The sequence below is a fragment of the Proteus appendicitidis genome, assembly GCF_030271835.1.
Taxonomy (GTDB): Bacteria; Pseudomonadota; Gammaproteobacteria; order Enterobacterales; family Enterobacteriaceae; genus Proteus; species Proteus appendicitidis.
In genome coordinates this window covers 1,146,320-1,171,076 of record NZ_CP127389.1, presented here as the reverse complement: position 1 = coordinate 1,171,076, position 24,757 = coordinate 1,146,320, and the positions used below count along the sequence as shown (strand labels likewise).

Here is a 24,757-nt window from a genome sequence, read left to right as displayed (position 1 = left end):
TGGTTAGATAGTTCCACACACCTTATCAATCTCATTTGCAGGGAATTGCATATCCTGCATGATGCTTTGTACCATCGTTCTCTTGCGCTCTGTGTTTGAGTTAGTGATAACCCAAAACGGCGTGCCTGAAATATGGCGCGGTTTTGTATGACGTCCACTATCGAGTAATGTTTGTTCATCACCAGCAAAATAGATGCGTGTTCGTCCATGTACTGTTTCAGCAGATTGAGTAAAAGTAGCACTATCTAGGCTATATAACGTAGAAAGGATCTGTAAAAAGCGATCAACTGATTTTGTTTTTTCTGCGTAACTGTCAGATAACAGCAGTTCTCGCATTTCACGGATCGGATTTTTTGCTGGTGTAATAGCTGGTGTTATAGGTGTAGCTTCAGCTTCCTGTTGAATAACAGGTGCTTGTACTGACTCAGTGACAACGACTGGTTGTACGGGCTGTTTGGCATCGAGCTTCAGTAGACGCCTTAAAATATCTGAAGCGCTTTCACCGATATGTCTAGTTTCGCTAGCAATATAGCGGTAAAGTTCGTCATCAATTTCTATCTTTTTCATTGCTACCCAGTACTGTTTTCAAAAAAAAGTAATTAGGATTATAAGATATAATCTTTAAAAACAAAATAGGCAAAATTTCAATAACTTAAAGAGGATCTATTCAAGATCCTGCCGTTTTAAAGGCTAAGCTCGGTATTTATCCTATTGTTTATCTTGGTATCATCTTCTATTCTTTGAACTTATTCGCACAAAGTCAGTTTTAAATGCCGCTATACCACACCATCCCAGCCCCCAAATAATATAAAATTCTAATTATTTATTTTTGAGCAATGTCAAGATTTCAACTTTTTAAATAAGTTTGGAATATATATCTACATAATGTCGTTTTTATAGTTTTTTATAAATTTCTCTTATCAATTATTTCTCAACTTCATTACTCTTTCATATTATTGCGATAAGTTGGCTTAGCATCTTGTGCATGTCATCATAGAAGGAAATCGCAATCATCTTGGTCATTCATATGAAACTCAATACATTATTAAATTATCAATTACACCAACCTGAAACGACACCTGCATCTAATTTACCTATCGTCTTGATCCATGGGCTATTTGGTGATCTCAATAATTTAGGTGTTTTAGGTCGCGCACTTCGTCAAGATAATACCGTGATACAAATTGACGTGCGTAACCATGGGCACTCTCCTCATAGCGAAAGTATGAATTATCAAGATATGGCGCAAGATGTGCTCGCATTGCTGGATAGTTTAACTATCTCAAAAGCCATTATTATTGGGCATTCAATGGGAGGTAAAATTGCGATGGCGATGACAGCATTAGCTCCCGAACGTATTGCAAATATTGTTGTGATTGATATGTCACCCGTTGCTTATAACGTTCGCCGCCATGACAAAATTTTTGCTGCGCTTGAAGCCGTAACGGAAGCTCAAGTCACACGCCGTCAAGATGCGGTGGAAATCATGCGTCCTTTTATTAAAGAGGAAGGTGTGATCCAATTTTTACTCAAATCATTCAAAAATGGTGAGTGGCTATTTAATTTACCTGCAATAAAAAATGCCTATTCAGACATTATTGGCTGGGTAGAGGTACCTGCTTGGCATCATCCTGTATTATTTATTCGTGGCGGTTTATCACCTTATATTTTAGATGAGTATCGTGAAAACATCGCTCGTCAATTCCCTCTCGCAACCGCTTTTGTTGTCGCAAACACAGGGCATTGGGTTCATTCAGAAAAACCAGATACTGTTATTAAGGCCATTCGTCGTTTTTTAGAGAAAGCTTAATTAATAAACTTAACTGCTTAAAATAACGCCACTGAAAAATAATAACTTAATAGAATGTATAATTATTGTGCTTAAAAATAGCGTCTGTTGATAAAAAGACCAAATCACAATAAGTTAAACTCAGGAAGCAGTGGCGAGACATCACTATGTGGGGTATTATTGGGCGTTTCGCAATTTAGTCATTGGTATACGCCCTTTCACAGCAAAATTTATGGCAAAAGAACAAACTGATCGCACCACACTGGATTTGTTCGCAGATGAACGCAGACCTGGGCGACCTAAAACAAACCCGCTTTCTCGGGATGAACAGCTTAGAATTAATAAACGCAATCAATTAAGACGTGACAGAGTTAATGGCTTACGTCGAGTTGAGTTAAAATTAAATGAAGATGCTGTGAATGCTCTCAATGAGTTGGCGACAGAAAGAAACGTCAGTCGTAGTGAACTTATTGAAGAAATATTACTAGAGCAATTGGCGCAAAATCACGCCTTAAAAATGCATCAAAACAAGAATAGCTAGCGGATAAACCACACAAATTCGACAGAATTAGCCTGCTATTTTCGTCAAAATACGTTTTTAGTTTTCTATTATGAAAACACAATGCTTATCTTTCACTAGTAATTGTTAAAACACAGACAAATATACTCTAAATATTTTGAAGTGTAGCTAAGTGACAAGTGAATGAGTCACTAGAAACAGGCAAAAAACATGTGTCTCTAGTGAAAATATACGTAGTCAATAACGCTACAAGTTGAAATATAACGAATTTAGAATAAAAGAGGTTATCTCACTTTATGGCAATCATAGGAATATTCTTCGGCAGTGATACTGGCAACACTGAAAATATTGCCAAAATGCTTCAAGAAAGACTGGGCGCTGATAATGCCGAAGTTCATGATATTGCAAAATCCAGTCAAGAAGACATCGAAGCGTTCGATATTCTGTTACTAGGTATTCCTACTTGGTATTATGGTGAAGCACAATGTGATTGGGATGACTTTTTCCCAACACTAGAAGATATTGATTTCAATGGTAAGCTTGTTGCACTATTTGGTTGTGGTGACCAAGAGGACTATGCAGAATATTTCTGTGATGCAATGGGTACTATCCGCGATATTATTGAACCTCGTGGTGCAGTTATCGTAGGGCATTGGCCAACCGAAGGTTATCATTTCGAAGCCTCTAAAGGACTTGCAGATGATAATCATTTTATCGGTCTTGCAATTGATGAAGATCGTCAGCCAGAATTAACCGAAGAGCGTGTTGACGCTTGGGTTGCTCAAATCAAAGAAGAAATGAGCTTAGACGAAATTCTGGGATAATATAAATACTCAATATTGAGAATGATAATTATTCAATGGTGTGCTAAGATAGTGTGATAGGTGGGGTGTTTATTTTTAAATATCATGCCTATAATCAATAAGGTTATTTATTCACCCAAGTATTAATGAATAAAACCTCTTTGTGAGCACAAAAATTAAATTCACCATTAGCAACAGGATTAAATCCGCATGACCGACAATAATAAAGCGTTAAAAAATGCTGGGTTAAAAGTTACACTTCCTCGCTTAAAGATCTTGGAAGTGCTCCAGGATCCTGAGTGCCATCATGTCAGTGCTGAAGATCTCTACAAGAAACTCATCGATATCGGTGAAGAGATTGGTCTGGCAACAGTGTATCGCGTCTTAAATCAATTTGATGATGCTGGTATTGTTACCCGACATAATTTTGAAGGTGGTAAATCAGTATTTGAATTAACTCAACAACACCATCATGACCATCTAATTTGTCTTGATTGTGGTAAAGTTATTGAGTTTACAGACGATGCAATTGAATTGCGCCAAAGAAATATCGCTGAACGTCATGGTATCAAGCTTTCCAATCATAGCCTTTATTTATATGGCCACTGCGCTGAAGGTAATTGTAAAGAAGATAGCCACGCACATGATGAGAAATAATTCATTCTGGATAATCTCTCAGTAAAAAAAAGGAACTGTTCACAGTTCCTTTTTTATTAGCTCCCGCGATGAACCCTAATATTATCGTGTAACTAGCTCCCGCTCTAATAACTGGACAATAAACTGATTTTTTGAGATTGCATGTGCTGCAGCGGTTGCATTCAATCGAGTTTCTAACCAAGCCGGATAACGTAGTGTAAATGCTTTAAGCTTATCTTCCTCTTTAAAAGGCGCAATTCCTTCCTCAATACAAGTTTCAACAAACTCCGTTAAGGAAATAGCCCCTTCTTTTTGTAATCCATCAATACTATCAGCTACAAAATCACAGTACCCATTTACATCTAAAAATTGTCCTCTGAAGGCTTTAATTTCAGACTCATAAACAACTGATGCAGGGTGCCCACTTATTACCATGATATTCGTACTCTTAATCATGCTTTACTCCTATCACATTCTCAAACCATTCACGTAGACCATTTACAGAGCCTTTGTCCATAACATTCTCTGGATGAGGTTGATGTGTTTGATAAACAGATCCCATTAAAATAAATTTTCGTCTAGAACCATTACCATTTTTAACTTTTCCACCAAGATTATTTATTAGGCTCTTCACGTCATCCCACTTAATTCCTGACTTTGGAGGCACTGTTAGTATATCAGCGAGTGTCTTATAGTGTTTGGAACTTAGCTCGTTGGTCTTTATCATCATTCATTCCATTGACGTCACATGATGATATCACTTTAGCACAACGAAGGATGACGTCAATTAATGACGTCACTCTAAAGATAACATAAGCTATATCAATTCACTTCGCCACACTAATACTGTGTTTGATATGTTTTAAATGCACCACAATAGTAAAAGTAACAATAACTAACAGTGACCAAGAACCCCATTTTCCTGCATGCACTGCAGACCAAGCACCAATTTGGTTTGGATATTGCCAAACACCAAAAAATGTACCGAAATTCTCAGCAAGCCAAATAAAGAAACCTATCAGAACAAAAGCAAGTAATAAGGGCATTTTTCGCTCTGTATCATAAGGCGTAAAATAAACCACACTACGAGCATAAAGACCTAAAATAAAAGCAGTTAAATACCATCGATAATCACCAATAAAGTGATGAGAGAAGAAATTAATATAAATAGCAAGAGCAACTAATGTTGCCAACCAATAAGGCGGATAATGTTCAATTCGTACTTTTAAAAAACGCCATGCTTGAATTAAATAACTCCCTACCGCTGAATACATAAATCCTGTAAACAAAGGGACTTCCCACAATTTCGTGTAAGCAAAATCAGGGTATTTCCATGAACCAATTGCCGCTGATGTTTTAAATAACTCCATCACAAAACCAACAATGTGGAAAAAACAAATCGCTTTTAATTCATCCCATGTTTCTAGCTTTCCCCACACCATCCATAATTGAAAAGCGATAGCGAGAATAAGCAGTACATCATAACGAGGTATACCAAAGACACCTTTACTTGGCGTTGCAAATAAAATAAAAAAGAAAAATCCCGCAAATAAACAAGAACGCGCCTCTTTTACACCAAAAAAAAGAAATTCAACAATAAATCGTTTTATACCTTTAAAGGGCTTCAATGGTGGTTCTAATAAAAAATCATCCAATCGCTTTAACATGCTTCTTCCTGAAAACTCGCATTATCGAACAGCCTTCAATGCGGAATAATACATAAGGTGAGATAAAATGAATGGTAAGAAATCTGCCATAGAATAAAAAAACGTACAAGGATGAAAAGGACGAAAAAAAGAAAGGAATGAAAAAATAAAGGTATTTACCCCCCACTACGATACCCACTCTGACTGCCTTTACTTAGGGTAAATACCTTACGCAAATTCTGCGAAATAACTGAAGCACAAGAGATAAACATAACCCACTCACATTTATCTCAGACGACATGACATGACGACTTTACTTCATTACTTTTGCTACATACTGCGATGTTAAAACGACTCTTTTACTTCTACTTACTACTTCTTACTACTGCGACAACTTCACTTTATTAACGAGGCTTATTTGTAAGGTTCTTCTTAATTAACGTATCCCTATCTTTCTACTAGTTATTTTTACTTTCGTAATCGTATTTAGCTTTTTTAGTTTTATTCAGGATAAAGTGCAATGAATACACTTTATCCTTATGCTGATATTAGAAAATAGTGAATGGCATTATCACGTTAAATTTAACGTCTTTTTCATCTTGGAAAATATTTCCAAAACCACCTTCATAACTTGGAATATCAGAATGGTTATCATAACGGGTATAGTGAAGCTTAAAGAGGGTGCCTTTAGCGCGACCTTCTTGAACCGTATACATAATATCCGCATTCCATGCACTCTCTCTGATACGTTGACCTTGGTCATAAATGGCCTTACCGCTTGGCTTAGCATCCCATGCATAAACATAAGAAGTACCTACCGCCCAACCTGACAGATCCCAGTTTTTCAGATCATACATAACGCCAGCATACAGTGCTTTTTCGCCATTGGCGTTAAAGTCAGAGCGACCATCCCACCAGACATCAAGACGACCATTAGAGGTTGCCCAGCCCGGAGTCATACGTTGTAAGAAATAACCTTGATTACCTTCAGCTTTAACCCACGTTCCTTCTACTTTGAAGTCAAACACATTGTAGGTATAACCAAAAGTCAGTGCTTGTAACCATGCCAGCCCATCATAAACGTCATTAACACCACCGCCAGTAACTTTATCTTTAGCACCGTAGAATTGGTAAGACGTTCTTAATGCATTGTCAGCAATTGGGAAATCATAAGAAACTTTACCAAAATACTGATCGATATAACCATCGGCCTGACCAAATGCAGCTTCTAATACTAGGCTGTTTTTAAAATCATATTTGGCGCCAAAAGAGTGAAGATAACTGATATTCGTTTCTAGATCAGCTTTACGGAAGTTGTACATATTCCGATACCATGGTGCTTTATATTCATCTGTCCACATATAAGAGAAAGACAATTCACCATTTTTATCGAAGTCAAAAACAGCACCAGCTTCAGCACCGCGGTAAGTTCCTGGTAAGAAGCTCCAGTGTGGACGCAATAAACTTTGGCCTTTAGGTTGAATATATCCACCTTGCGCCCAGAAATTGCCTAATTTGAATTTCGCAGCCGCTTTGTAAACGCTCATGCCACTGCGATCGCCAGTCCATTTTTCATCCCAGCGACTTTTTGCATCACTAAAACCGATTTCATTAGGTGCTGCAGGGCCACTGTTATTCAATTCAGCCGCACCAAAAGCAGCTAAATCAATACCAATAAAATCACCAAGGTAACCTGATGAGAAATCTAGATTAGCGTTGAAAGTAGAATGGTGTAAGTTAGCTTTGTATTTGCCGTAATCAGGGCTATTTGGTGTTAACTCTTTTCTATCACGGTCACGTTGCCAATAAAAAAGACCGCCTGTTAAGGTTGAGTCATCAATAAACCCTTCAGCATGAGACATTTTTGCAGGTAGTGCAGTTACAAGCAATGCGCCCATAACGGCAAGTGCCACCCTGCCTGGTTTAGCATGTTGCATAACCATAGCATTGTTTCCTCTTTGACTTTGACTAAAAAAGAAATAAGCACAATGCCTATTTCCAAATATAAAACCCCAAGTGGGGAAAAAACCTAAATTAGGTTAGAAACAGCATATTTTTCGCGACGCGAATTATCAACCTAAAAAAAAGAAATTTTATCAAAATATGACCAAGGGCACATAACCAAATGATCGTTTCATTTTCTTGCTTTTATAAGTACTGAACAAAAACAATCATAACCAATTGATTTAAATAAATTTTATAAAGCAATCTTTAAATGATATGAAGTTTCGTTTTTATAAAAAAGAATAATAAGTAGTATTTATCAATAATCTTTTTTAACGATGTGAAATATGTGGTGTGAATCACACTTTTTCTATTACAGTTTTATTTAGCGTGATGGTATGAAAAAACAAAAGAATAAAGTGATAGTGAATAAACTATTTCAAATGAAATAAATGAAAGTTATCACCTAAAAAAGAAAAAACGAGAGACTAATCAAATTAAGAATAATAAATATTTGATATCAATAGATTAAAAATCACCCAAACCAAGACGTAGAACAGATAAAAAAATGCTCAGTAAATAATTACCGAGCATTTATTCATTAAAGCACTAATGTGGCTTAAAACAGGTCAGATTAACCTTGCTGAGAAATCTTCGCCCAAGTGTCACGTAAGCCCACTGTACGGTTAAACACAAGTTTATCCGCTGTTGAAAGCTTATCAGCACAGAAGTAGCCTTCACGCTCAAATTGATACGCTTTTTCGATGGCAGCATCTTTTAAGCTACGTTCAACAAAACCTTCACGAATAACTAATGATTCAGGGTTAATTGTTGATAAGAAATCATCTTCAGCAGCTGGATTTGGTACGCTAAATAAACGGTCATAAAGACGGATTTCAGCAGGAATAGCATGTGGAATGCTTACCCAATGAATAACACCTTTTACTTTACGTCCATCAGCAGGATCTTTATTTAAAGTTTCTGCATCATAAGTACAGTAAATAGTCGTAATTTCGCCTTGTTCGTCTTTTTCGACACGTTCTGCTTTAATAACATAAGCATTACGTAAACGTACTTCTTTACCTAGCACCAGACGTTTATATTGACGGTTTGCTTCTTCTTTGAAGTCTGCACGATCAATATAGATCTCACGGCTAAATGGCACTTCACGCGTACCCATTTCTGGTTTATTTGGGTGATTTGGTGCAACAAGAATTTCTTCGCCTTCTGGCATATTTTCAATCACTAAACGAACAGGATCGATAACCGCCATTGCGCGTGGTGCATTTTCGTTTAAGTCATCACGAATACAAGATTCCAAAGCAGCCATTTCAACGTTGTTTTCTTGTTTCGTCACACCAATACGTAGGCAGAATTCACGAATAGATTCTGCGGTATAACCACGACGACGTAAGCCTGAAATCGTTGGCATACGAGGATCATCCCAACCATTTACAATGTTTTCTGTCACAAGCTGATTAAGCTTACGTTTTGACATCACTGTATATTCAAGGTTAAGGCGTGAGAATTCATATTGGCGAGGATGACAAGGGATAGTGATATTATCCAGCACCCAATCATATAAACGGCGGTTATCTTGGAATTCTAAAGTACATAAAGAATGTGTGATATTTTCCAGTGCATCAGAAATACAGTGGGTAAAATCATACATTGGGTAAATGCACCATTTATTTCCAGTTTGGTGGTGTTCCGCGAATTTAATACGATAAAGAACAGGATCACGCATAACAATAAAAGGTGATGCCATATCAATTTTCGCACGTAAACACGCTTTACCTTCTTCAAAGCCACCAGCACGCATTTTTTCAAACAGCGCTAAGTTTTCTTCTACGCTACGTGAACGATAAGGACTATTTTTACCCGGCTCTTTTAATGTACCGCGGTATTCACGAATTTCTTCAGCACTTAACTCATCAACATAAGCTAAGCCTTTATTAATCAGCTCAATCGCATATTGATAAAGTTGATCAAAATAATCTGAGGAGTAATGAATGCTCCCTTCCCATTGGAAACCTAACCACTGAACATCTTTTTGAATTGAGTTGATGTACTCAATATCTTCTTTTACTGGATTGGTATCATCAAAACGTAGATTACATTTTCCCTGATAATCTTTAGCAATACCAAAATTCAGACAAATTGATTTCGCATGGCCGATATGAAGATAGCCATTAGGTTCAGGTGGGAAACGCGTTTGAACGCTATCATGTTTCCCGGTAGCCAGATCTTCGTCAATAATTTGACGAATAAAGTTCGTTGGGCGGGCATCTGCCTCATTCATGGTCATTTTTTCCTCAAAGCAAAACGCATAATTAACCCACTATAATCCAATAAGCAGGTTTCATAAATACCTTAGCTAAATACACCCCTGAGATATTTATCAAAATAGAGATAAAAAAACGGGAAGTTCGAAAGACTCCCCGTTTTATCGTCTTATTTAACCATCTCTTTATAGAGGATTAAATATCTATATAGAATTTATTTTAGCACGTTGTAGATAACGGTTTTATTTCCGACTACAACACCGGCAACTTGTTCAGCAATCTTATCAAAATCATCGATATTGCTAACAATCACAGGGCTTATCATCGATTTGGCATTCGCGTTTAGATATTCAAGATCTAATTCTAAGATAGGTTGACCAACTTTAACGTCAGCACCTTCTTCAACTAAACGCTTGAAGCCTTTGCCACCTAACGCGACAGTATCAATCCCCATATGCACAATGATTTCCACACCGTTGTCAGTCTCAATACAAAATGCATGGTTTGTATCAAAAATCTTAACAACAGTACCAGTCGCAGGTGCCATCACGATATTAGAGGTTGGTTTGATTGCTACACCATCGCCAACAACACCACTAGAGAATGCTTCATCAGGCACATCTTTTAATGCCACCACTTCACCATCAAAAGGTGCAATCATTTCAAGTAACACTTTTGTATTGGCGTTAGCTTGTTTTACGGGTGCCTTTTCAGTAGAAACGGTTGAAGCAGAAGCTCCTTCATAAGCCGGCACAGGACCTTGAGTCAATACATCACGCATTGCGTTAGCGACAAGCTCTGCACGAGTACCAACAATCACCTGAACACTTTGTTTATTTAAACGAATAACACCTGATGCACCTAAACGTTTTGCGTATGCATCATTAACAACGCCAGAGTCTTTTACATTAAGACGTAAACGAGTGATACACGCATCAATACCGGTTAAATTATCAGAGCCACCGATAGCGGCGATATATTGACGTGCTTCTTGTTGAATACCTTCTTTACTATTTGTTGGCTCTGTTTTGATATCTTCATCATAACCGTCTGCGGTTTCATCACCAGACACTTCATCTTCACGACCCGGTGTTTTCAGGTTGAATTTAGTGATAGTGAAACGGAAAATACCGTAGTAAATGAAGAAGAACACAATACCTTGAACAATCAGCATATACCAGTGAACAGCCAGTGGGTTACGTGAGGATAAGAACATATCCACTAAGCCCGCACTAAAGCCGAACCCTGAAATCCACTCCATGCTTGCAGCAATATACACAGAGATTGCCATTAAGAATGCGTGAATAACGTAAAGTACAGGTGCAACAAACATAAAGGAGAATTCAAGCGGTTCCGTGATACCTGTGAAGAATGCTGCAAAAGCACCCGCCATCATAATACCCGCAACTTTGGCTTTATTTTCTTTACGCGCACAGTGATAAATCGCCAGCGCAGCACCTGGTAAACCGAACATCATAACAGGGAAGAAACCTGCTTGGTAACGACCAGTTATACCCACTGTCGCTAAACCAGCATCGATAGATTTCTGACCAGCAAGGAAATTAGGAATATCATTAATACCTGCAACGTCAAACCAGAATACAGAGTTCAACGCATGATGTAGACCAACAGGAATTAATAAGCGGTTAAAGAATGCATAAATACCTGCACCTAGCGCCCCCATATCTTTAATGCTTTCACCGAAACTGACTAATCCGCCATAAATAACAGGCCAGATATACATCAAGATAAAGGCAACGATAATCATGAGGAATGACGCTAAAATAGGAACTAAACGTCGGCCACTAAAGAAAGAAAGTGCGAGAGGCAGTTCTACTTGGCTAAAGCGGTTATAAAGTTCAGCTGAAAGCACACCAACTAAGATCCCCACAAACTGGTTTTCTATTTTACCAAATGCGACAGGCACCTCTGCTAACGGGATACCTTTAATCATTGAAACCGCAGCCGGTGAACACAGTGTTGTAACAACTAAAAAGCTCACAAACCCGGTTAAAGCAGCAGCGCCGTCTTTGTCTTTCGACATACCATAAGCAACACCAATGGCAAACAAGACTGACATATTGTCGATGATAGCAGCACCAGATTTGATAAGTAAGGCAGCAAGCGCGTTATCGCCACCCCAGGCTACTGGGTCAATCCAGTAGCCAATCCCCATCAGAATTGCTGCTGCAGGTAATGTAGCAACAGGCACCATCAGCGCCCGTCCTATCTTCTGCAGATAACTTAAAATATTCACAAACTCCCCCTTGGATAGCCCCTATATTGGGATCTTATTCATACTCATTCATATTTTATAAGAAAATTGATGAGCTAATTATTTAATTCCATTTTTAGTCTAAAAAATTTATTTCGTATCGCAAATTAATTAGTCATAATTTGTGAGATAAGTCACCAATATAGTATATTTTTTAGCTGAAATGCTGGCTAAGTCAGAAAGCTTATTTTATGATTAAAAATATCTTTTGGCAGGACATTTCGATCACCAGCTAAAAATGAAAAGAAATTCGTGTTATACACTCTAAATCATTCGAGTTGCAGGTAGGCGGCAAATAAAGATATCCCGATGAGTATACTCATGTATGTGATTCAGGTAGCTGAGCGTAGCCAACCCCCCTGCAACTTGAGGTATGACGAGTATAGATGAGCTACTGATAATCACACGATAAAATAACACATTGCTGAGTTATCAGATTTTGTCTTTTTTCTATGAGGTTACTATGAGGTTAATCCCCCTATCCACGGCAAAACAAGTTGGTAAGTGGTCTGCAAATTACATCGTTGAGAAGATCAACGCATTTAATCCAACTGCAGAGCGCCCTTTCGTACTTGGTTTACCGACTGGTGGCACGCCATTGGCGACATATAAAGAATTAATTGAATTACATCGTGCAGGAAAAGTTAGCTTCCAACATGTTGTAACGTTCAATATGGATGAATATGTTGGCATTCCATCAGATCATTCACAAAGTTATCGTACTTTTATGTATGAAAACTTCTTTAATCATATTGATATTAAAGATGAAAATATCAATTTATTAAACGGCAATGCAGAAGATCCACAAGCAGAATGCGAACGTTATGAGGCTAAAATTAAGTCTTATGGCAAAATCAATTTGTTTATGGGCGGTGTAGGTAACGACGGTCACATTGCATTTAATGAACCTGCGTCATCACTCTCTTCACGCACTCGTATGAAAACGCTAACTGAAGATACACGCTTAGCAAATTCACGTTTCTTCGACAATAATGTTAATCATGTTCCTAAATATGCACTAACAGTGGGTGTAGGCACATTATTAGATGCTGAAGAATTAATGATTTTGGCAACTGGTTTTAATAAAGCGCAAGCAGTACATGCGGCAACAGAAGGCGCTGTTAACCATTTATGGACAATTTCCTGTGTTCAGCTTCACCCTAAAGCAATTTTAGTGTGTGATGATCCTGCAACAATGGAATTACGAGTAAAAACATTGCGTTATTTCCAACAGATTGAAGCGCAAGAGTGTCAGAAATACCAAGACTAAGTTTAGTAAAATAAGTACCTACTGATTAAGTAGTGGAAAAGGCTAAGCTCTCTTACTTATCAGCCAGAATTTGCTGGCTGATATCGGATTTTTAGATTGACTTCCCTTATCAGGAGACAAAGGTATGTTTGCCTTAACAAATGCTGTTATTTATACAGGTTACGACCGTTTAGAAAACCACGCCATTATTATTAACGGCTCCCGTATTGAGCAGGTTTGCCCACAGGATCAACTGCCAAAAGATATCACAACTCGTGATATGAAAGGTGCAATTGTCTCTCCCGGTTTTATCGATTTACAGGTTAATGGCTGTGGTGGTGTGCAATTTAATGATACGCCAGAAAATGTCACCGTTGAAACGTTAGAAATAATGCAAAAAGCGAATGAACGTTTAGGTTGCACCAGTTATTTACCAACGTTAATTACCTGTTCTGATGAATTGATGAAAATAGGCATTGAAGCAACTCGTGCTTATATGCAGAAACATGAAAATAAAGTGTTGGGATTACATTTAGAAGGTCCTTATATCAATGTGATTAAAAAAGGGACTCATGATCCACAATTCATTCGTCAACCAAGTGCTCAGATGATTAGCTATTTGTGCGATAATGCCGATGTCATCGCCAAAATCACCCTTGCGCCAGAAATGGTTGATGAAAAGTATGTTCGTCAATTAATCAAAGCAGGTATCATTGTTTCTGCGGGTCATTCCAATTCGACTTATGAAGAAGCGCGTAAAGGGTTCCGTAATGGTATCTCATTATCGACTCACCTTTACAACGCAATGCCTTATATTACAGGCAGAGGTCCGGGGCTTGTCGGTGCCATTTATGATACACCTGAGGTTTATGCTGGTATCATTGCTGATGGTTTACATGTTTCATGGGCAAATATTCGTAACAGCAAGCGCCTGAAAGGTGAAAAACTACTTTTAGTCACAGACGCAACTGCGCCAGCGGGGCTTGATCCTAGTAAAAATGAGATGGATAGCTTCGTTTTTGCAGGTAAAACCATATATTATCGTAATGGCCTTTGTGTCGATGCCGATGGCACATTAAGTGGATCATCACTGACCATGATTGGTGCAATTAAAAATAGCGTGATCCATGTAGGTATTCCATTAGATGAAACATTGCGGATGGCAACACTTTATCCTGCTCGTGCAATTGGAATGGAAAAAGAATTGGGAACAATTGAAGCTGGAAAAATTGCTAACCTTGCTTCTTTTGACAAGGACTTCAACCTTTGCACAACGTTTGTCAATGGTATCGAAATAACTGAATAACTAATGGATGTATATGCTGATGAGTCATAACAACACTGAAACGCAAATTGGCAATATCGATCTTGTTAAACAACTTAACAGTGCGATTGTGTATCGACTGATTGATCAACACGGGCCAATTTCCCGTATCCAAATAGCCGAACAAAGCCAACTAGCACCAGCCAGTGTGACTAAAATTACTCGTCAGTTGCTTGAACGAGGCTTAATCAAAGAGGTTGATCAACAAGCATCAACAGGTGGTCGTCGCGCAATTTCTATTATTGTTGAACACCGCAATTTTAATACAGTCAGTGTGCGATTAGGGCGTAATGATGCCACTGTTGCTCTTTACGATCTGAGCGGTAAAGTCATCATTGAGCAACACTACCCTTTAGAGCAGAGCACTCAAAATGAAGTTGAAGCTCTGCTTATCAATGCAATTGATGATTTTATTAAACAAAATCAACGTCGCATTCGTGAGCTTATTTCAATTTCCGTGATCTTACCCGGTCTTGTTGATCCAAATAAAGGCATTGTTCGTTATATGCCTCATATGAAAGTAGATAATTGGGCTTTGGTAAATAGCTTAGAAAAACGCTTTAGTCTGCCTTGTTATGCTGGGCATGATATTCGAAGCCTTGCACTCGCTGAAAACTATTTTGGTGCCACTCGAGATTGTGAAGACTCATTACTTGTTCGGATACATCGTGGTGCAGGTGCTGGTGTTATTATTAATAATAAAATTCTGCTCAACCAGCGCGGTAACCTAGGGGAGATTGGTCATATTCAAATCGATCCTCTAGGTGAACGTTGCCATTGTGGTAATTTTGGTTGTTTAGAAACGATTGCATCCAATACAGCTATCGAAGCCAAAGTGCGCTATCAATTAGAGCAAGGCTACCCAAGCCAGTATTTATCGCCAACACAGTGCCAAATCCAAGATATTTGTCGAGCAGCAGTTAAAAATGACCCGCTAGCAGTCGAAACCATTAAACAAGTGGGTTTACACTTAGGTAAAGCTATTGCGATCGCTATTAACCTGTTTAACCCACAAAAAGTGGTTTTAGCGGGTGAATTGACTGAAGCGGCTGAAGTTTTACTTCCCTCAATTCAAAGTTGTATTAATACGCAAGTATTAAAAGAATTCAGAGAAGAGCTTCCGGTTGTCACATCAGAGCTTGATCATCGTTCTGCCATAGGGGCTTTTGCCTTAACTAAACGTGCAATGCTTAATGGAGAATTGCTTCAACAGCTATTAGAAAAGTAATTTACTGTCGATAAATTATACTTTCTGGTTTAAATGTATACTTTTCTAACTTTTATGATGAAATAAGTCTAAAATTCAATCAGTAACATCTAAAGAAAAAGAAATGTAGTGTAATTTTTTCACCGCATTTCTTTTTTTATGCTCATTGTTCTTCATCTTTTCCTTCTTTCACTTAATCTCATTTCTGTTACTGCTTTGTTTTTTCTTTTTATTCACACACTATTGCGTCTTATTTTTTGAGATATTTTTCATCAACAAGGTTGTTTTTTGGATCTTTTTTCGACAAAATGATTAACCATCGAGCAAACGGACACGTTTCTCGAAAATTAATGCAAAAAGCAGTTGACGGATTTGTCTGTAATACGCATAATGCGCCCCGCAACGCCGACGAAGGTTATGCAAAAAAAGATGGCTATGTAGCTCAGCTGGTTAGAGCACAACACTCATAATGTTGGGGTCACAGGTTCGAATCCCGTCATAGCCACCATCTTTTTTGCGGGAGTGGCGAAATTGGTAGACGCACCAGATTTAGGTTCTGGCGCCGCAAGGTGTGCGAGTTCAAGTCTCGCCTCCCGCACCATTTTAACCTCGTCAAGAATTTATCAGTTGGGATATCGCCAAGCGGTAAGGCACCAGGTTTTGATCCTGGCATTCCCAGGTTCGAATCCTGGTATCCCAGCCATTTTTCTGATAAATAAGTGTGTTGACAATTGAATTAGCGGATGGGATATCGCCAAGCGGTAAGGCACCAGGTTTTGATCCTGGCATTCCCAGGTTCGAATCCTGGTATCCCAGCCATCTTTCAAATGAAAGATAACTAGATTCAATATGGCTATGTAGCTCAGCTGGTTAGAGCACAACACTCATAATGTTGGGGTCACAGGTTCGAATCCCGTCATAGCCACCATTTTTTGGGATATCGCCAAGCGGTAAGGCACCAGGTTTTGATCCTGGCATTCCCAGGTTCGAATCCTGGTATCCCAGCCATATTTTGAAAGAGAGACTCGCAGAGCGAGTCTTTTTTTCTCCAAGTTTTTGCGGGAGTGGCGAAATTGGTAGACGCACCAGATTTAGGTTCTGGCGCCGCAAGGTGTGCGAGTTCAAGTCTCGCCTCCCGCACCATTGATTACTAACGTGTTTATCACGAAATCAACAGATAAGACTCGCAATAGCGGGTCTTTTTTGTTTTTGTCTCTTCACTTTTTCCTATCTATTTTCTAAACGTCATTTTTCTCCTCTTCTTTTCTTATTTTTCTGCTCTCAAAAATCAATGTTCTCCACATCATCATTTTTTATTTATTCTCATCACGCCACATTTTATTGATCTCGCTGTACATATATCCCTCTAAATACTATACTCCCCTATAGTATATTTAAGGATTATATATGCCACACTCACCAGCAGAAAAAAAAGCCGCGTTAACTCGCGTGAGAAAAATTAAAGGGCAGCTTCTCGCATTAGAAACTGCACTTGAAAATGAAAATGAATGCGGTCAGGTATTACAACAAATTGCCGCCATCAGAGGTGCTATCAATGGCCTGATGGCTGGTGTACTCGAAAGTCATTTACGTGAAGGTCTTATGGATGCCGTCGCGTCTCCTGAAGATCAAAAAAACTCCGTTGATGATGCCATTTCACTTATCCGCACTTACCTGCGTTAATAACAAAAAGGATACACCATGAAATCTCGTGCTGCGGTCGCATTTGGGCCAGGAGAACCTTTAAAAATCGTTGAAGTTGATGTAATGCCACCTCAAGCGGGTGAAGTGCTCATTAAAATTAGTCACACCGGTGTTTGCCATACAGACGCATTTACACTTTCTGGTGATGATCCTGAAGGTGTATTCCCTGCTATTCTTGGTCATGAAGGTGCTGGTGTAGTTGTAGAGGTCGGTGAAGGTGTCACCAGTGTTAAACCGGGCGATCACGTTATTCCTCTGTACACGGCTGAATGTGGCGAATGTCTATTCTGTAAATCAGGCAAAACAAACTTATGTGTTGCAGTCAGAGCAACGCAAGGTAAAGGTTTAATGCCAGATGGAACAACACGTTTTTCTTATAACGGACAGCCTATTTATCATTATATGGGATGTTCTACTTTTAGCGAATACACTGTGGTAGCTGAAGTTTCTCTGGCGAAAATCAATCCAGAAGCCAATCACGAAGAAGTTTGCTTATTAGGTTGTGGCGTAACAACCGGTATTGGTGCGGTTCACAATACAGCAAAAGTGCAAGAAGGCGACTCTGTTGCTGTATTTGGTTTAGGAGGCATTGGTCTTGCCGTTCTTCAAGGCGCAAGACAAGCCAAAGCAGGACGTATTTTTGCTATCGATACAAACCCTGAAAAATTTGCATTAGCACGCCAATTTGGTGCAACAGATTGCTTAAATCCTAATGACTACGACAAACCCATCCAGCAAGTCCTTGTCGAAATGACACAATGGGGTGTTGACCATACTTTTGAATGCATTGGTAACACGAATGTCATGAGAGCAGCATTAGAAAGTGCGCATCGTGGCTGGGGTCAATCCATTATTATTGGTGTCGCAGGTGCTGGACAAGAGATCTCCACCCGTCCATTCCAACTAGTAACAGGTCGTTCGTGGAGAGGCACAGCTTTTGGTGGTGTTAAAGGTCGTAGCCAATTACCCGGTATGGTTGAGGATGCAATGAAAGGTGATATCGAACTTAAGCCTTTTGTTACTCATAAACTACCGTTAGAAAAAATTAATGAAGCTTTTGATTTAATGCACGAAGGTAAATCAATCCGTACAGTTATTCATTTCGATTAATCATCCTCAAACCTATGTCTCATAGGTTTGTCTTTGTTTTTAAAGGAGTCAAAATGGAAAGGATTGAACGTCATGCCTGCTTTGGTGGTTGGCAAGAAGTCTATCAACATACATCAAAGACGTTAAATTGTGAGATGAAATTTGCTATCTATCTTCCTCCTATGGAAGAAGAGCAAAAATACCCTGTTTTATATTGGTTATCAGGCTTAACCTGTAACGAACAAAATTTTATTACTAAATCAGGCGCTCAACAATTTGCGGCACAACATGGCATTATTTTAGTCGTACCTGATACCAGTCCTCGTGGTGAAAATGTCGCTGATGATAGTGCTTACGATTTAGGGCAAGGCGCAGGTTTTTATCTTAATGCGACACAATCGCCGTGGAATACTCATTACAATATGTATGACTACATTGTTGATGAGCTTCCTACACTGATAGAAACGCATTTTCCTGTGACTCATCAACGTGCCATTAGTGGGCATTCGATGGGAGGGCATGGCGCATTAACAATTGCACTGCGAAATTCGGCACGCTACCGCAGTGTGTCAGCATTTTCTCCGATTGTGGCACCATCAGTTGTTCCTTGGGGTAAAAAAGCGTTTAGCGCCTATTTAGGCGATGATACGGCACAATGGCAACAATATGATGCAGTGGCTTTGATTAACCAAGCAGAAAACGTGTTACCTATGCGTGTTGATGTCGGGCTAGATGATCCTTTCTATCAAGAACAACTGAAGCCTGAATTATTTTCACAAGCTTGCGATACAAAACAATTCGCTTATCAGTTGAATTTACATCAAGGGTACGATCACAGTTACTATTTTGTGGCGAGTTTTATTGGTGAGCATATTGCTTTTCATGCCAAGCATTTAAAAGCGTAACAACAATGCGATGATCTTATTGCTGATATCCAACTCAGATCATCGCATTTCTCATTACTTAATACCTAACGCATAACGTAATGCCGCTTCTTTGGCTTTTCCTGCATGTTGAGCAGCTAAAAGGCCGAGATTTCTAACTACTTTTAAACCCGGTAATTGGTGGCTAAAGGCATGATAAAATACGTCCATGCCCGCTTGCATAACTAAATTATCAGGCATACGACGACGCTGATATTTTTTCAATAACGCCATTGAATCCCAAGGCTCAAAATGTTTTTTGGCATCAGCCACTAAGTCTAAAAAACAATCCACATCGCGGTAACCTAAATTAACGCCCTGCCCCGCTAACGGATTGATAGTGTGAGCCGCATCTCCCAACAAAATAATACCTTTATCAACATAACGACTTGCATGCTGACGCGTTAATGGGAATGAACCTGCTGCAATAGGTGTCGCTTTACCTAATCGCTCAGGAAAAGCATGTTGAATTTCTTTTTCTAACTGCGTCATTGACATATTTTGCAGTTTTCTAATTCTGTCAGGCGAGTCATACCAAACCAAACACGCCCAATTATCAAAAAGCGGCAAATAAGCGCGAGGCCCTGAAGGGTAAAAACGTTGCCATGTCCCCTTTTCAGGAGGTAAATCTGTTTTCACGGTGATCAGCATACAAGATTGACGATATTGCCAGCCATTGCTACCAATACCCGCAAATTGGCGCACTTGAGAGTTTGCACCATCCGCACCTACCACTAAATTTGTATTCACCTCACTGCCATCAGAAAGTGTTACTTTCCATTTATCATCTAAATACGTCATTTTACTTAGACTATTTGGACATAATAAAGTGATATTGCTATAACGTTCAGCCTCTTGCCAAAGGGCTAATTGCAAAATTCGGTTTTCAACCATATAGCCTAATTCAGGTAAACCTAAGCTTTTAGCATCAAAAACCACATGGGCATTTTCTTCTTCCCATGTTTCTAAGGTAAGATAAGGCGCAGAACGCATCGCTAAAACATGTTGCCATGCACCTAATTGTTTTAATAGACTAACGGACGCGCAACTAATCGCAGAAATACGGATATCAGGATGAGATGACGCATCAAAAGGTGCTGGAGACTGTCGTTCAATCATTGCAACACGCAATCCTTCTTGCGCCAGCCCAATTGCAACAGCAGCGCCAATCATCCCGCCACCAGCGATGATTGCATCAAAATCGTTTTTTACATTACTCATCATTGTTATGCCATAACTCATTACTTTAAATAATAGGTAAGCGCTGTTTCAGTTTATTTCTATTAAACTAAACGCCATAGAGAATTAGCGCCGACTTGCTCTAGTCACTGACCACACAAATGACTACAATAACCACCTTATTGGCTTATTACACGCAACGTTTTCCAATGATTAGCTATTGTCTCACTGAAAATACCGGATTTACACAATGTCGACGATAAAAAAACTGTACATTAAAACTTGGGGCTGTCAGATGAATGAGTACGATTCATCCAAAATGGCAGACCTACTCGAAAGCACCCACGGTTATCAGTTAACCGATGTCGCCGAAGATGCGGACATTCTACTGCTAAATACCTGTTCTATCCGTGAGAAAGCACAAGAAAAAGTCTTTCATCAGTTAGGACGTTGGAAATATTTTAAAGATAATAAACCCGATATTATCATTGGCGTTGGCGGTTGTGTTGCTTCTCAAGAAGGTGAATACATCCGTCAACGTGCGCAGTGTGTCGATATTATCTTCGGACCACAAACTTTACACCGTTTACCTGAAATGATTAATCAGGTTAAAGGGACTAAAAGCCCAGTTGTCGATATCAGCTTCCCTGAAATCGAAAAATTTGACCGTTTACCAGAGCCTCGTGCTGAAGGTCCTTCTGCTTTTGTCTCCATCATGGAAGGCTGTAACAAATACTGTTCTTTCTGCGTAGTTCCTTACACACGCGGTGAAGAAGTTAGCCGCCCTTGTGATGATGTGCTATTTGAAATTGCTCAATTAGCGGCACAAGGCGTGCGCGAAGTAAACTTGTTAGGTCAAAACGTTAACGCCTACCGAGGCGCCACTTTTGATGGTCAAATCTGTAGCTTTGCTGAATTAATTCGCTTAGTCGCCGCAATTGACGGCATTGACCGCATTCGCTTTACTACCAGCCACCCTATCGAATTTACTGACGATATTGTTGCGGTTTATGAAGATACTCCAGAATTAGTCAGCTATTTACACTTGCCAGTGCAAAGTGGTTCTGACCGCATTCTAACATTAATGAAGCGTAACCATACTGCACTTGAATATAAGAGCATCATTCGCAAACTACGCAAAGCACGTCCTGGTATTCTGATAAGTTCAGACTTTATCATTGGTTTCCCGGGTGAAACCCAAGACGACTTTGAAAAAACCATGCAATTAATTGCGGATGTTAATTTCGATATGAGCTTTAGTTTCATCTATTCAGCACGTCCGGGCACTCCAGCGGCTGATTTACCTGATGATGTCAGTGAAGATGAGAAGAAACAACGTTTATATCTGCTACAACAGCGCATCAATCAACAAGCAATGAACTTTAGCCGTGCAATGTTAAACACGGTACAGCGTATTCTAGTTGAAGGACCTTCGCGTAAAAATGTGATGGAGCTTTCTGGTCGTACTGAAAATAACCGTGTGGTTAACTTTGAAGGTACGCCAGAGATGATTGGTAAGTTCGTTGATGTTGAAATTGTTGACGTTTATGCCAACTCACTCCGCGGTAAAGTCATTAGAACGGAAGACCAAATGGATTTACGTATTCACGAATCTCCAGAATCCGTCATTGCACGTACACGTAAAGAAGATGAATTAGGGGTAGGTGTTTACCAACCTTAATTGATCAGATTGAACAAAAGGATAATCAGTGACAGTAATAGCACATGCACAGGTAGCGACCCAAGAAATCTTCTTAGAGCCAGCTGACAATGCCCGTTTAATGAGCCTATGTGGTCCATTTGACGATAATATTAAGCAACTTGAGCGCCGTTTAGGTATCGAGATTAATCATCGTGATAACCGTTTTAAACTCACGGGAAAATCATTGTGTGTCAATGCAGCCGCAGGAATTTTACGTCGCCTGTATGTGGAAACCTCGCCAATTAAAGGCGTGATCCCCGATATCGACCCTGAACAAATTCACCTTGCAATCAAAGAAAGCCGTGTGCTTGAGCAAAGTGATGAGCATGTTCCTGAATTTGGGAAATCAACCAATATTCGAACTAAGCGAGGTGTGATAAAACCTCGTACACCGAATCAGGCACAATATATTGCCAATATCCAAACCCATGATATTACTTTTGGTATTGGGCCTGCTGGTACAGGGAAAACTTATCTGGCTGTTGCTGCTGCTGTTGATGCTCTTGAGCGTCAAGAAGTGCGTCGTATTTTATTAACTCGTCCGGCGGTTGAAGCCGGTGAAAAACTAGGCTTTTTACCGGGCGATTTAAGTCAAAAAGTCGATCCCTATTTACGACCACTTTATGATGCGTTATTTGAGATGTTAGGTTTTGAAAAAGTTGAGAAACTAATAGAGCGCAATGTCATTGAAGTCGCGCCTCTCGCCTATATGCGTGGACGCACATTAAATGACGCCTTTATTATTCTTGATGAAAGCCAAAATACCACCATCGAACAGATGAAAATGTTCTTAACACGTATTGGCTTTAACTCTAAAGCAGTTGTCACTGGGGATATTACCCAAATTGACCTGCCAAGAGGCAATAAATCAGGCTTACGTCATACCATTGAAGTTTTATCTGATGTTAATGACTTAAGTTTTAACTTTTTCCACAGTGAAGACGTTGTTCGTCATCCCGTGGTTGCCAAAATTGTTATTGCCTATGAAGCTTGGGAAACGGAAGATCAAAAACGCCGTCAAGCTATCAAAGCAGAAAAAGAGAAGCTTCAGAGAGAAAATCATGAGTGAAGTTATCCTTGATTTACAAGTAGCAAGTGAAAATGCGCAAGGGCTTCCTACTGAAGCCCAATTTATGACATGGTTAGAAGCGGTATTACCGCAATTTCAACCTGTAAGTGAAGTGACTATTCGTATTGTTGATGAAGCAGAAAGTCACGAATTGAATCTCACTTATCGTGGAAAAGACAAACCGACTAACGTGCTTTCTTTTCCCTTTGAGGCACCCCCTGAAATTGAATTACCGTTATTAGGTGATTTGATTATTTGCCGCCAAGTGGTAGAAAAAGAGGCGGTTGAGCAGAGTAAGACTGTTGAAGAACATTGGGCGCACATGGTTATTCATGGATGTCTGCATCTTTTAGGCTATGATCATATTGAAGATGATGAAGCCGAAGAAATGGAAGGTTTAGAGACAGAAATCTTACAAAATTTAGGTTATGCAGATCCCTATTTAATTGAAAAAGAGTAACAGTTCTCTTATTTTTATGATAAATACTATATCTAATTAACCATTCAATGAGGAAAAATAGTTAAAACGCCATGAGCGACGACCAATCTTCGAGTAACGATAACCCTGGTCCTAAGAAAGGGTTTCTCACACTGCTTAATCAGTGGTTCCACGGTGAACCTAAAAACCGTGATGATCTGATGGAGCTTATCCGCGATTCTGAACAGAAAGAATTAATTGATCCTGACACCCGCGACATGCTTGAAGGGGTAATGGATATAGCTGAACAACGTGTTCGGGACATAATGATCCCTCGCTCACAAATTGTCACACTAAAACGCAATCAAACCCTTGATGAGTGTTTAGATGTGATTATTGATTCAGCACATTCTCGTTTCCCAGTCATTAGCGAAGACAAAGATCATATTGAAGGCTTATTAATGGCAAAAGATCTACTGCCATTTATGCGCACTGACGCAGAGCCATTTAGTATGGATAAAGTCTTACGCTCTGCTGTTGTTGTACCTGAAAGCAAACGGGTTGATCGCCTATTAAAAGAGTTCCGCTCTCAACGCTATCATATGGCGATTGTGATCGATGAATTCGGAGGTGTATCTGGACTCGTCACAATTGAGGATATTCTTGAACTTATCGTAGGCGAAATTGAAGATGAGTATGATGATGAGGATGATATTGATATTCGTCCGCTAAGTCGTCACGCTTACTCAGTTCGAGCTTTAACCCAGATAGAAGATTTCAATGAAGCGTTCGGTACGCATTTCAGCGATGAAGAAGTTGATACGATTGGCGGTTTAGTCATGCAAGCCTTTGGTCACCTTCCTGCTCGTGGTGAAACTATTACTATTGATAATTACCAATTTAAAGTTGTTATGGCTGATAGCCGTAAGATCATTCAGGTTTATGTGCATATCCCAGATGATGCGCCAGTTCCTGAACTAGGTAATGATGCATAG

Annotated in this window: 22 protein-coding genes and 7 tRNA genes; 21 read left to right on the top strand and 8 right to left on the bottom strand. The window is 39.4% G+C overall.

Going from position 1 to position 24,757, the window contains the following annotated elements:
• Positions 1 to 3 precede the first annotated feature (3 nt).
• A complete protein-coding gene (seqA, locus tag QQS39_RS05405; protein ID WP_151434566.1) occupies positions 4 to 567 on the bottom strand; it encodes a replication initiation negative regulator SeqA in 564 nt (187 codons plus the stop codon).
• Positions 568 to 1,027: 460 nt separating this feature from the next.
• Here seqA and ybfF point away from each other — a divergent pair, with 460 nt between their 5' ends.
• From ybfF to fur, 4 genes are all read left to right on the top strand, one after another.
• On the top strand, positions 1,028 to 1,810 hold the full coding sequence (ybfF, locus tag QQS39_RS05400; RefSeq protein WP_151434565.1) for an esterase: 783 nt from the start codon (positions 1,028 to 1,030) through the stop codon (positions 1,808 to 1,810).
• 211 nt (positions 1,811 to 2,021) lie between these two features.
• The gene (gene ybfE, locus QQS39_RS05395) at positions 2,022 to 2,330 is read left to right on the top strand and encodes a LexA regulated protein (RefSeq protein ID WP_036912278.1); all 309 of its coding nucleotides are present in this window, start codon (positions 2,022 to 2,024) and stop codon (positions 2,328 to 2,330) included.
• 275 nt (positions 2,331 to 2,605) lie between these two features.
• On the top strand, positions 2,606 to 3,133 hold the full coding sequence (gene fldA / locus QQS39_RS05390; protein WP_004244384.1) for a flavodoxin FldA: 528 nt from the start codon (positions 2,606 to 2,608) through the stop codon (positions 3,131 to 3,133).
• Between the two features lie 189 nt (positions 3,134 to 3,322).
• The gene (fur, locus tag QQS39_RS05385; RefSeq protein WP_023581171.1) at positions 3,323 to 3,769 is read left to right on the top strand and encodes a ferric iron uptake transcriptional regulator; all 447 of its coding nucleotides are present in this window, start codon (positions 3,323 to 3,325) and stop codon (positions 3,767 to 3,769) included.
• A gap of 81 nt (positions 3,770 to 3,850) precedes the next feature.
• On the opposite strand, the gene QQS39_RS05380 is transcribed toward fur, so the two are convergent.
• From QQS39_RS05380 to nagE, 6 genes are all read right to left on the bottom strand, one after another.
• The gene (locus tag QQS39_RS05380) at positions 3,851 to 4,204 is read right to left on the bottom strand and encodes a type II toxin-antitoxin system HicB family antitoxin (RefSeq protein WP_196570406.1); all 354 of its coding nucleotides are present in this window, start codon (positions 4,202 to 4,204) and stop codon (positions 3,851 to 3,853) included.
• Positions 4,197 to 4,475 carry a toxin HicA gene (locus QQS39_RS05375; RefSeq protein ID WP_196570407.1) on the bottom strand — a complete coding sequence of 93 codons (279 nt, stop codon included), beginning with the start codon at positions 4,473 to 4,475 and terminating at the stop codon, positions 4,197 to 4,199. Before QQS39_RS05375 ends, QQS39_RS05380 begins: the two co-directional genes overlap by 8 nt.
• 100 nt (positions 4,476 to 4,575) lie before the next feature.
• Entirely contained in the window at positions 4,576 to 5,415 is an 840-nt protein-coding gene (locus QQS39_RS05370; protein ID WP_109420393.1) for a DUF817 domain-containing protein, read from the bottom strand.
• Between the two features lie 527 nt (positions 5,416 to 5,942).
• The gene (gene chiP, locus QQS39_RS05365; protein ID WP_151434563.1) at positions 5,943 to 7,337 is read right to left on the bottom strand and encodes a chitoporin ChiP; all 1,395 of its coding nucleotides are present in this window, start codon (positions 7,335 to 7,337) and stop codon (positions 5,943 to 5,945) included.
• 635 nt (positions 7,338 to 7,972) lie between these two features.
• Complete coding sequence (glnS, locus tag QQS39_RS05360) at positions 7,973 to 9,640, bottom strand: glutamine--tRNA ligase (RefSeq protein WP_036912065.1); 1,668 nt, start codon at positions 9,638 to 9,640, stop codon at positions 7,973 to 7,975.
• A gap of 197 nt (positions 9,641 to 9,837) precedes the next feature.
• Entirely contained in the window at positions 9,838 to 11,880 is a 2,043-nt protein-coding gene (nagE, locus tag QQS39_RS05355) for an N-acetylglucosamine-specific PTS transporter subunit IIBC (RefSeq protein WP_285805513.1), read from the bottom strand.
• A 481-nt stretch (positions 11,881 to 12,361) separates the two neighbouring features.
• Here nagE and nagB point away from each other — a divergent pair, with 481 nt between their 5' ends.
• The 13 genes from nagB (at position 12,362) to fghA (ending at position 19,376) form a co-directional block, all read left to right on the top strand.
• Positions 12,362 to 13,168 carry a glucosamine-6-phosphate deaminase gene (gene nagB / locus QQS39_RS05350; protein WP_075671607.1) on the top strand — a complete coding sequence of 269 codons (807 nt, stop codon included), beginning with the start codon at positions 12,362 to 12,364 and terminating at the stop codon, positions 13,166 to 13,168.
• Between the two features lie 124 nt (positions 13,169 to 13,292).
• Entirely contained in the window at positions 13,293 to 14,453 is a 1,161-nt protein-coding gene (gene nagA / locus QQS39_RS05345) for an N-acetylglucosamine-6-phosphate deacetylase (RefSeq protein WP_151434560.1), read from the top strand.
• A 13-nt stretch (positions 14,454 to 14,466) separates the two neighbouring features.
• Entirely contained in the window at positions 14,467 to 15,699 is a 1,233-nt protein-coding gene (gene nagC, locus QQS39_RS05340) for a DNA-binding transcriptional regulator NagC (protein WP_088493435.1), read from the top strand.
• A gap of 410 nt (positions 15,700 to 16,109) precedes the next feature.
• A tRNA-Met gene (locus tag QQS39_RS05335) sits at positions 16,110 to 16,186 on the top strand.
• An 8-nt stretch (positions 16,187 to 16,194) separates the two neighbouring features.
• A tRNA-Leu gene (locus tag QQS39_RS05330) sits at positions 16,195 to 16,279 on the top strand.
• A gap of 27 nt (positions 16,280 to 16,306) precedes the next feature.
• A tRNA-Gln gene (locus tag QQS39_RS05325) sits at positions 16,307 to 16,381 on the top strand.
• Positions 16,382 to 16,422: 41 nt separating this feature from the next.
• Positions 16,423 to 16,497: transfer RNA gene (locus tag QQS39_RS05320), tRNA-Gln, on the top strand.
• 32 nt (positions 16,498 to 16,529) lie between these two features.
• Positions 16,530 to 16,606: transfer RNA gene (locus tag QQS39_RS05315), tRNA-Met, on the top strand.
• A 5-nt stretch (positions 16,607 to 16,611) separates the two neighbouring features.
• Positions 16,612 to 16,686: transfer RNA gene (locus tag QQS39_RS05310), tRNA-Gln, on the top strand.
• 50 nt (positions 16,687 to 16,736) lie between these two features.
• A tRNA-Leu gene (locus tag QQS39_RS05305) sits at positions 16,737 to 16,821 on the top strand.
• A gap of 264 nt (positions 16,822 to 17,085) precedes the next feature.
• Positions 17,086 to 17,361, top strand: a complete 276-nt coding sequence (locus QQS39_RS05300; protein WP_036938507.1) for a metal-sensing transcriptional repressor — start codon at positions 17,086 to 17,088, stop codon at positions 17,359 to 17,361.
• A gap of 18 nt (positions 17,362 to 17,379) precedes the next feature.
• A complete protein-coding gene (locus tag QQS39_RS05295) occupies positions 17,380 to 18,492 on the top strand; it encodes an S-(hydroxymethyl)glutathione dehydrogenase/class III alcohol dehydrogenase (protein ID WP_151434559.1) in 1,113 nt (370 codons plus the stop codon).
• 53 nt (positions 18,493 to 18,545) lie between these two features.
• Positions 18,546 to 19,376: an S-formylglutathione hydrolase gene (fghA, locus tag QQS39_RS05290; protein ID WP_151434558.1), complete on the top strand. Its 831-nt coding sequence runs from the start codon at positions 18,546 to 18,548 to the stop codon at positions 19,374 to 19,376.
• A 54-nt stretch (positions 19,377 to 19,430) separates the two neighbouring features.
• On the opposite strand, the gene ubiF is transcribed toward fghA, so the two are convergent.
• Positions 19,431 to 20,618: a 3-demethoxyubiquinol 3-hydroxylase gene (ubiF, locus tag QQS39_RS05285; protein ID WP_285805512.1), complete on the bottom strand. Its 1,188-nt coding sequence runs from the start codon at positions 20,616 to 20,618 to the stop codon at positions 19,431 to 19,433.
• Between the two features lie 205 nt (positions 20,619 to 20,823).
• Between ubiF and miaB the strand changes: the two genes are divergently transcribed.
• From miaB to corC, 4 genes are all read left to right on the top strand, one after another.
• Positions 20,824 to 22,254, top strand: coding sequence for a tRNA (N6-isopentenyl adenosine(37)-C2)-methylthiotransferase MiaB (gene miaB / locus QQS39_RS05280; RefSeq protein WP_151434556.1), 1,431 nt, complete (start codon positions 20,824 to 20,826; stop codon positions 22,252 to 22,254).
• A gap of 28 nt (positions 22,255 to 22,282) precedes the next feature.
• Positions 22,283 to 23,344, top strand: a complete 1,062-nt coding sequence (locus QQS39_RS05275; protein ID WP_285805511.1) for a PhoH family protein — start codon at positions 22,283 to 22,285, stop codon at positions 23,342 to 23,344.
• Positions 23,337 to 23,804, top strand: coding sequence for an rRNA maturation RNase YbeY (gene ybeY / locus QQS39_RS05270; protein ID WP_151434555.1), 468 nt, complete (start codon positions 23,337 to 23,339; stop codon positions 23,802 to 23,804). Before QQS39_RS05275 ends, ybeY begins: the two co-directional genes overlap by 8 nt.
• Positions 23,805 to 23,875: 71 nt before the next feature.
• The gene (gene corC, locus QQS39_RS05265; RefSeq protein ID WP_196570416.1) at positions 23,876 to 24,757 is read left to right on the top strand and encodes a CNNM family magnesium/cobalt transport protein CorC; all 882 of its coding nucleotides are present in this window, start codon (positions 23,876 to 23,878) and stop codon (positions 24,755 to 24,757) included.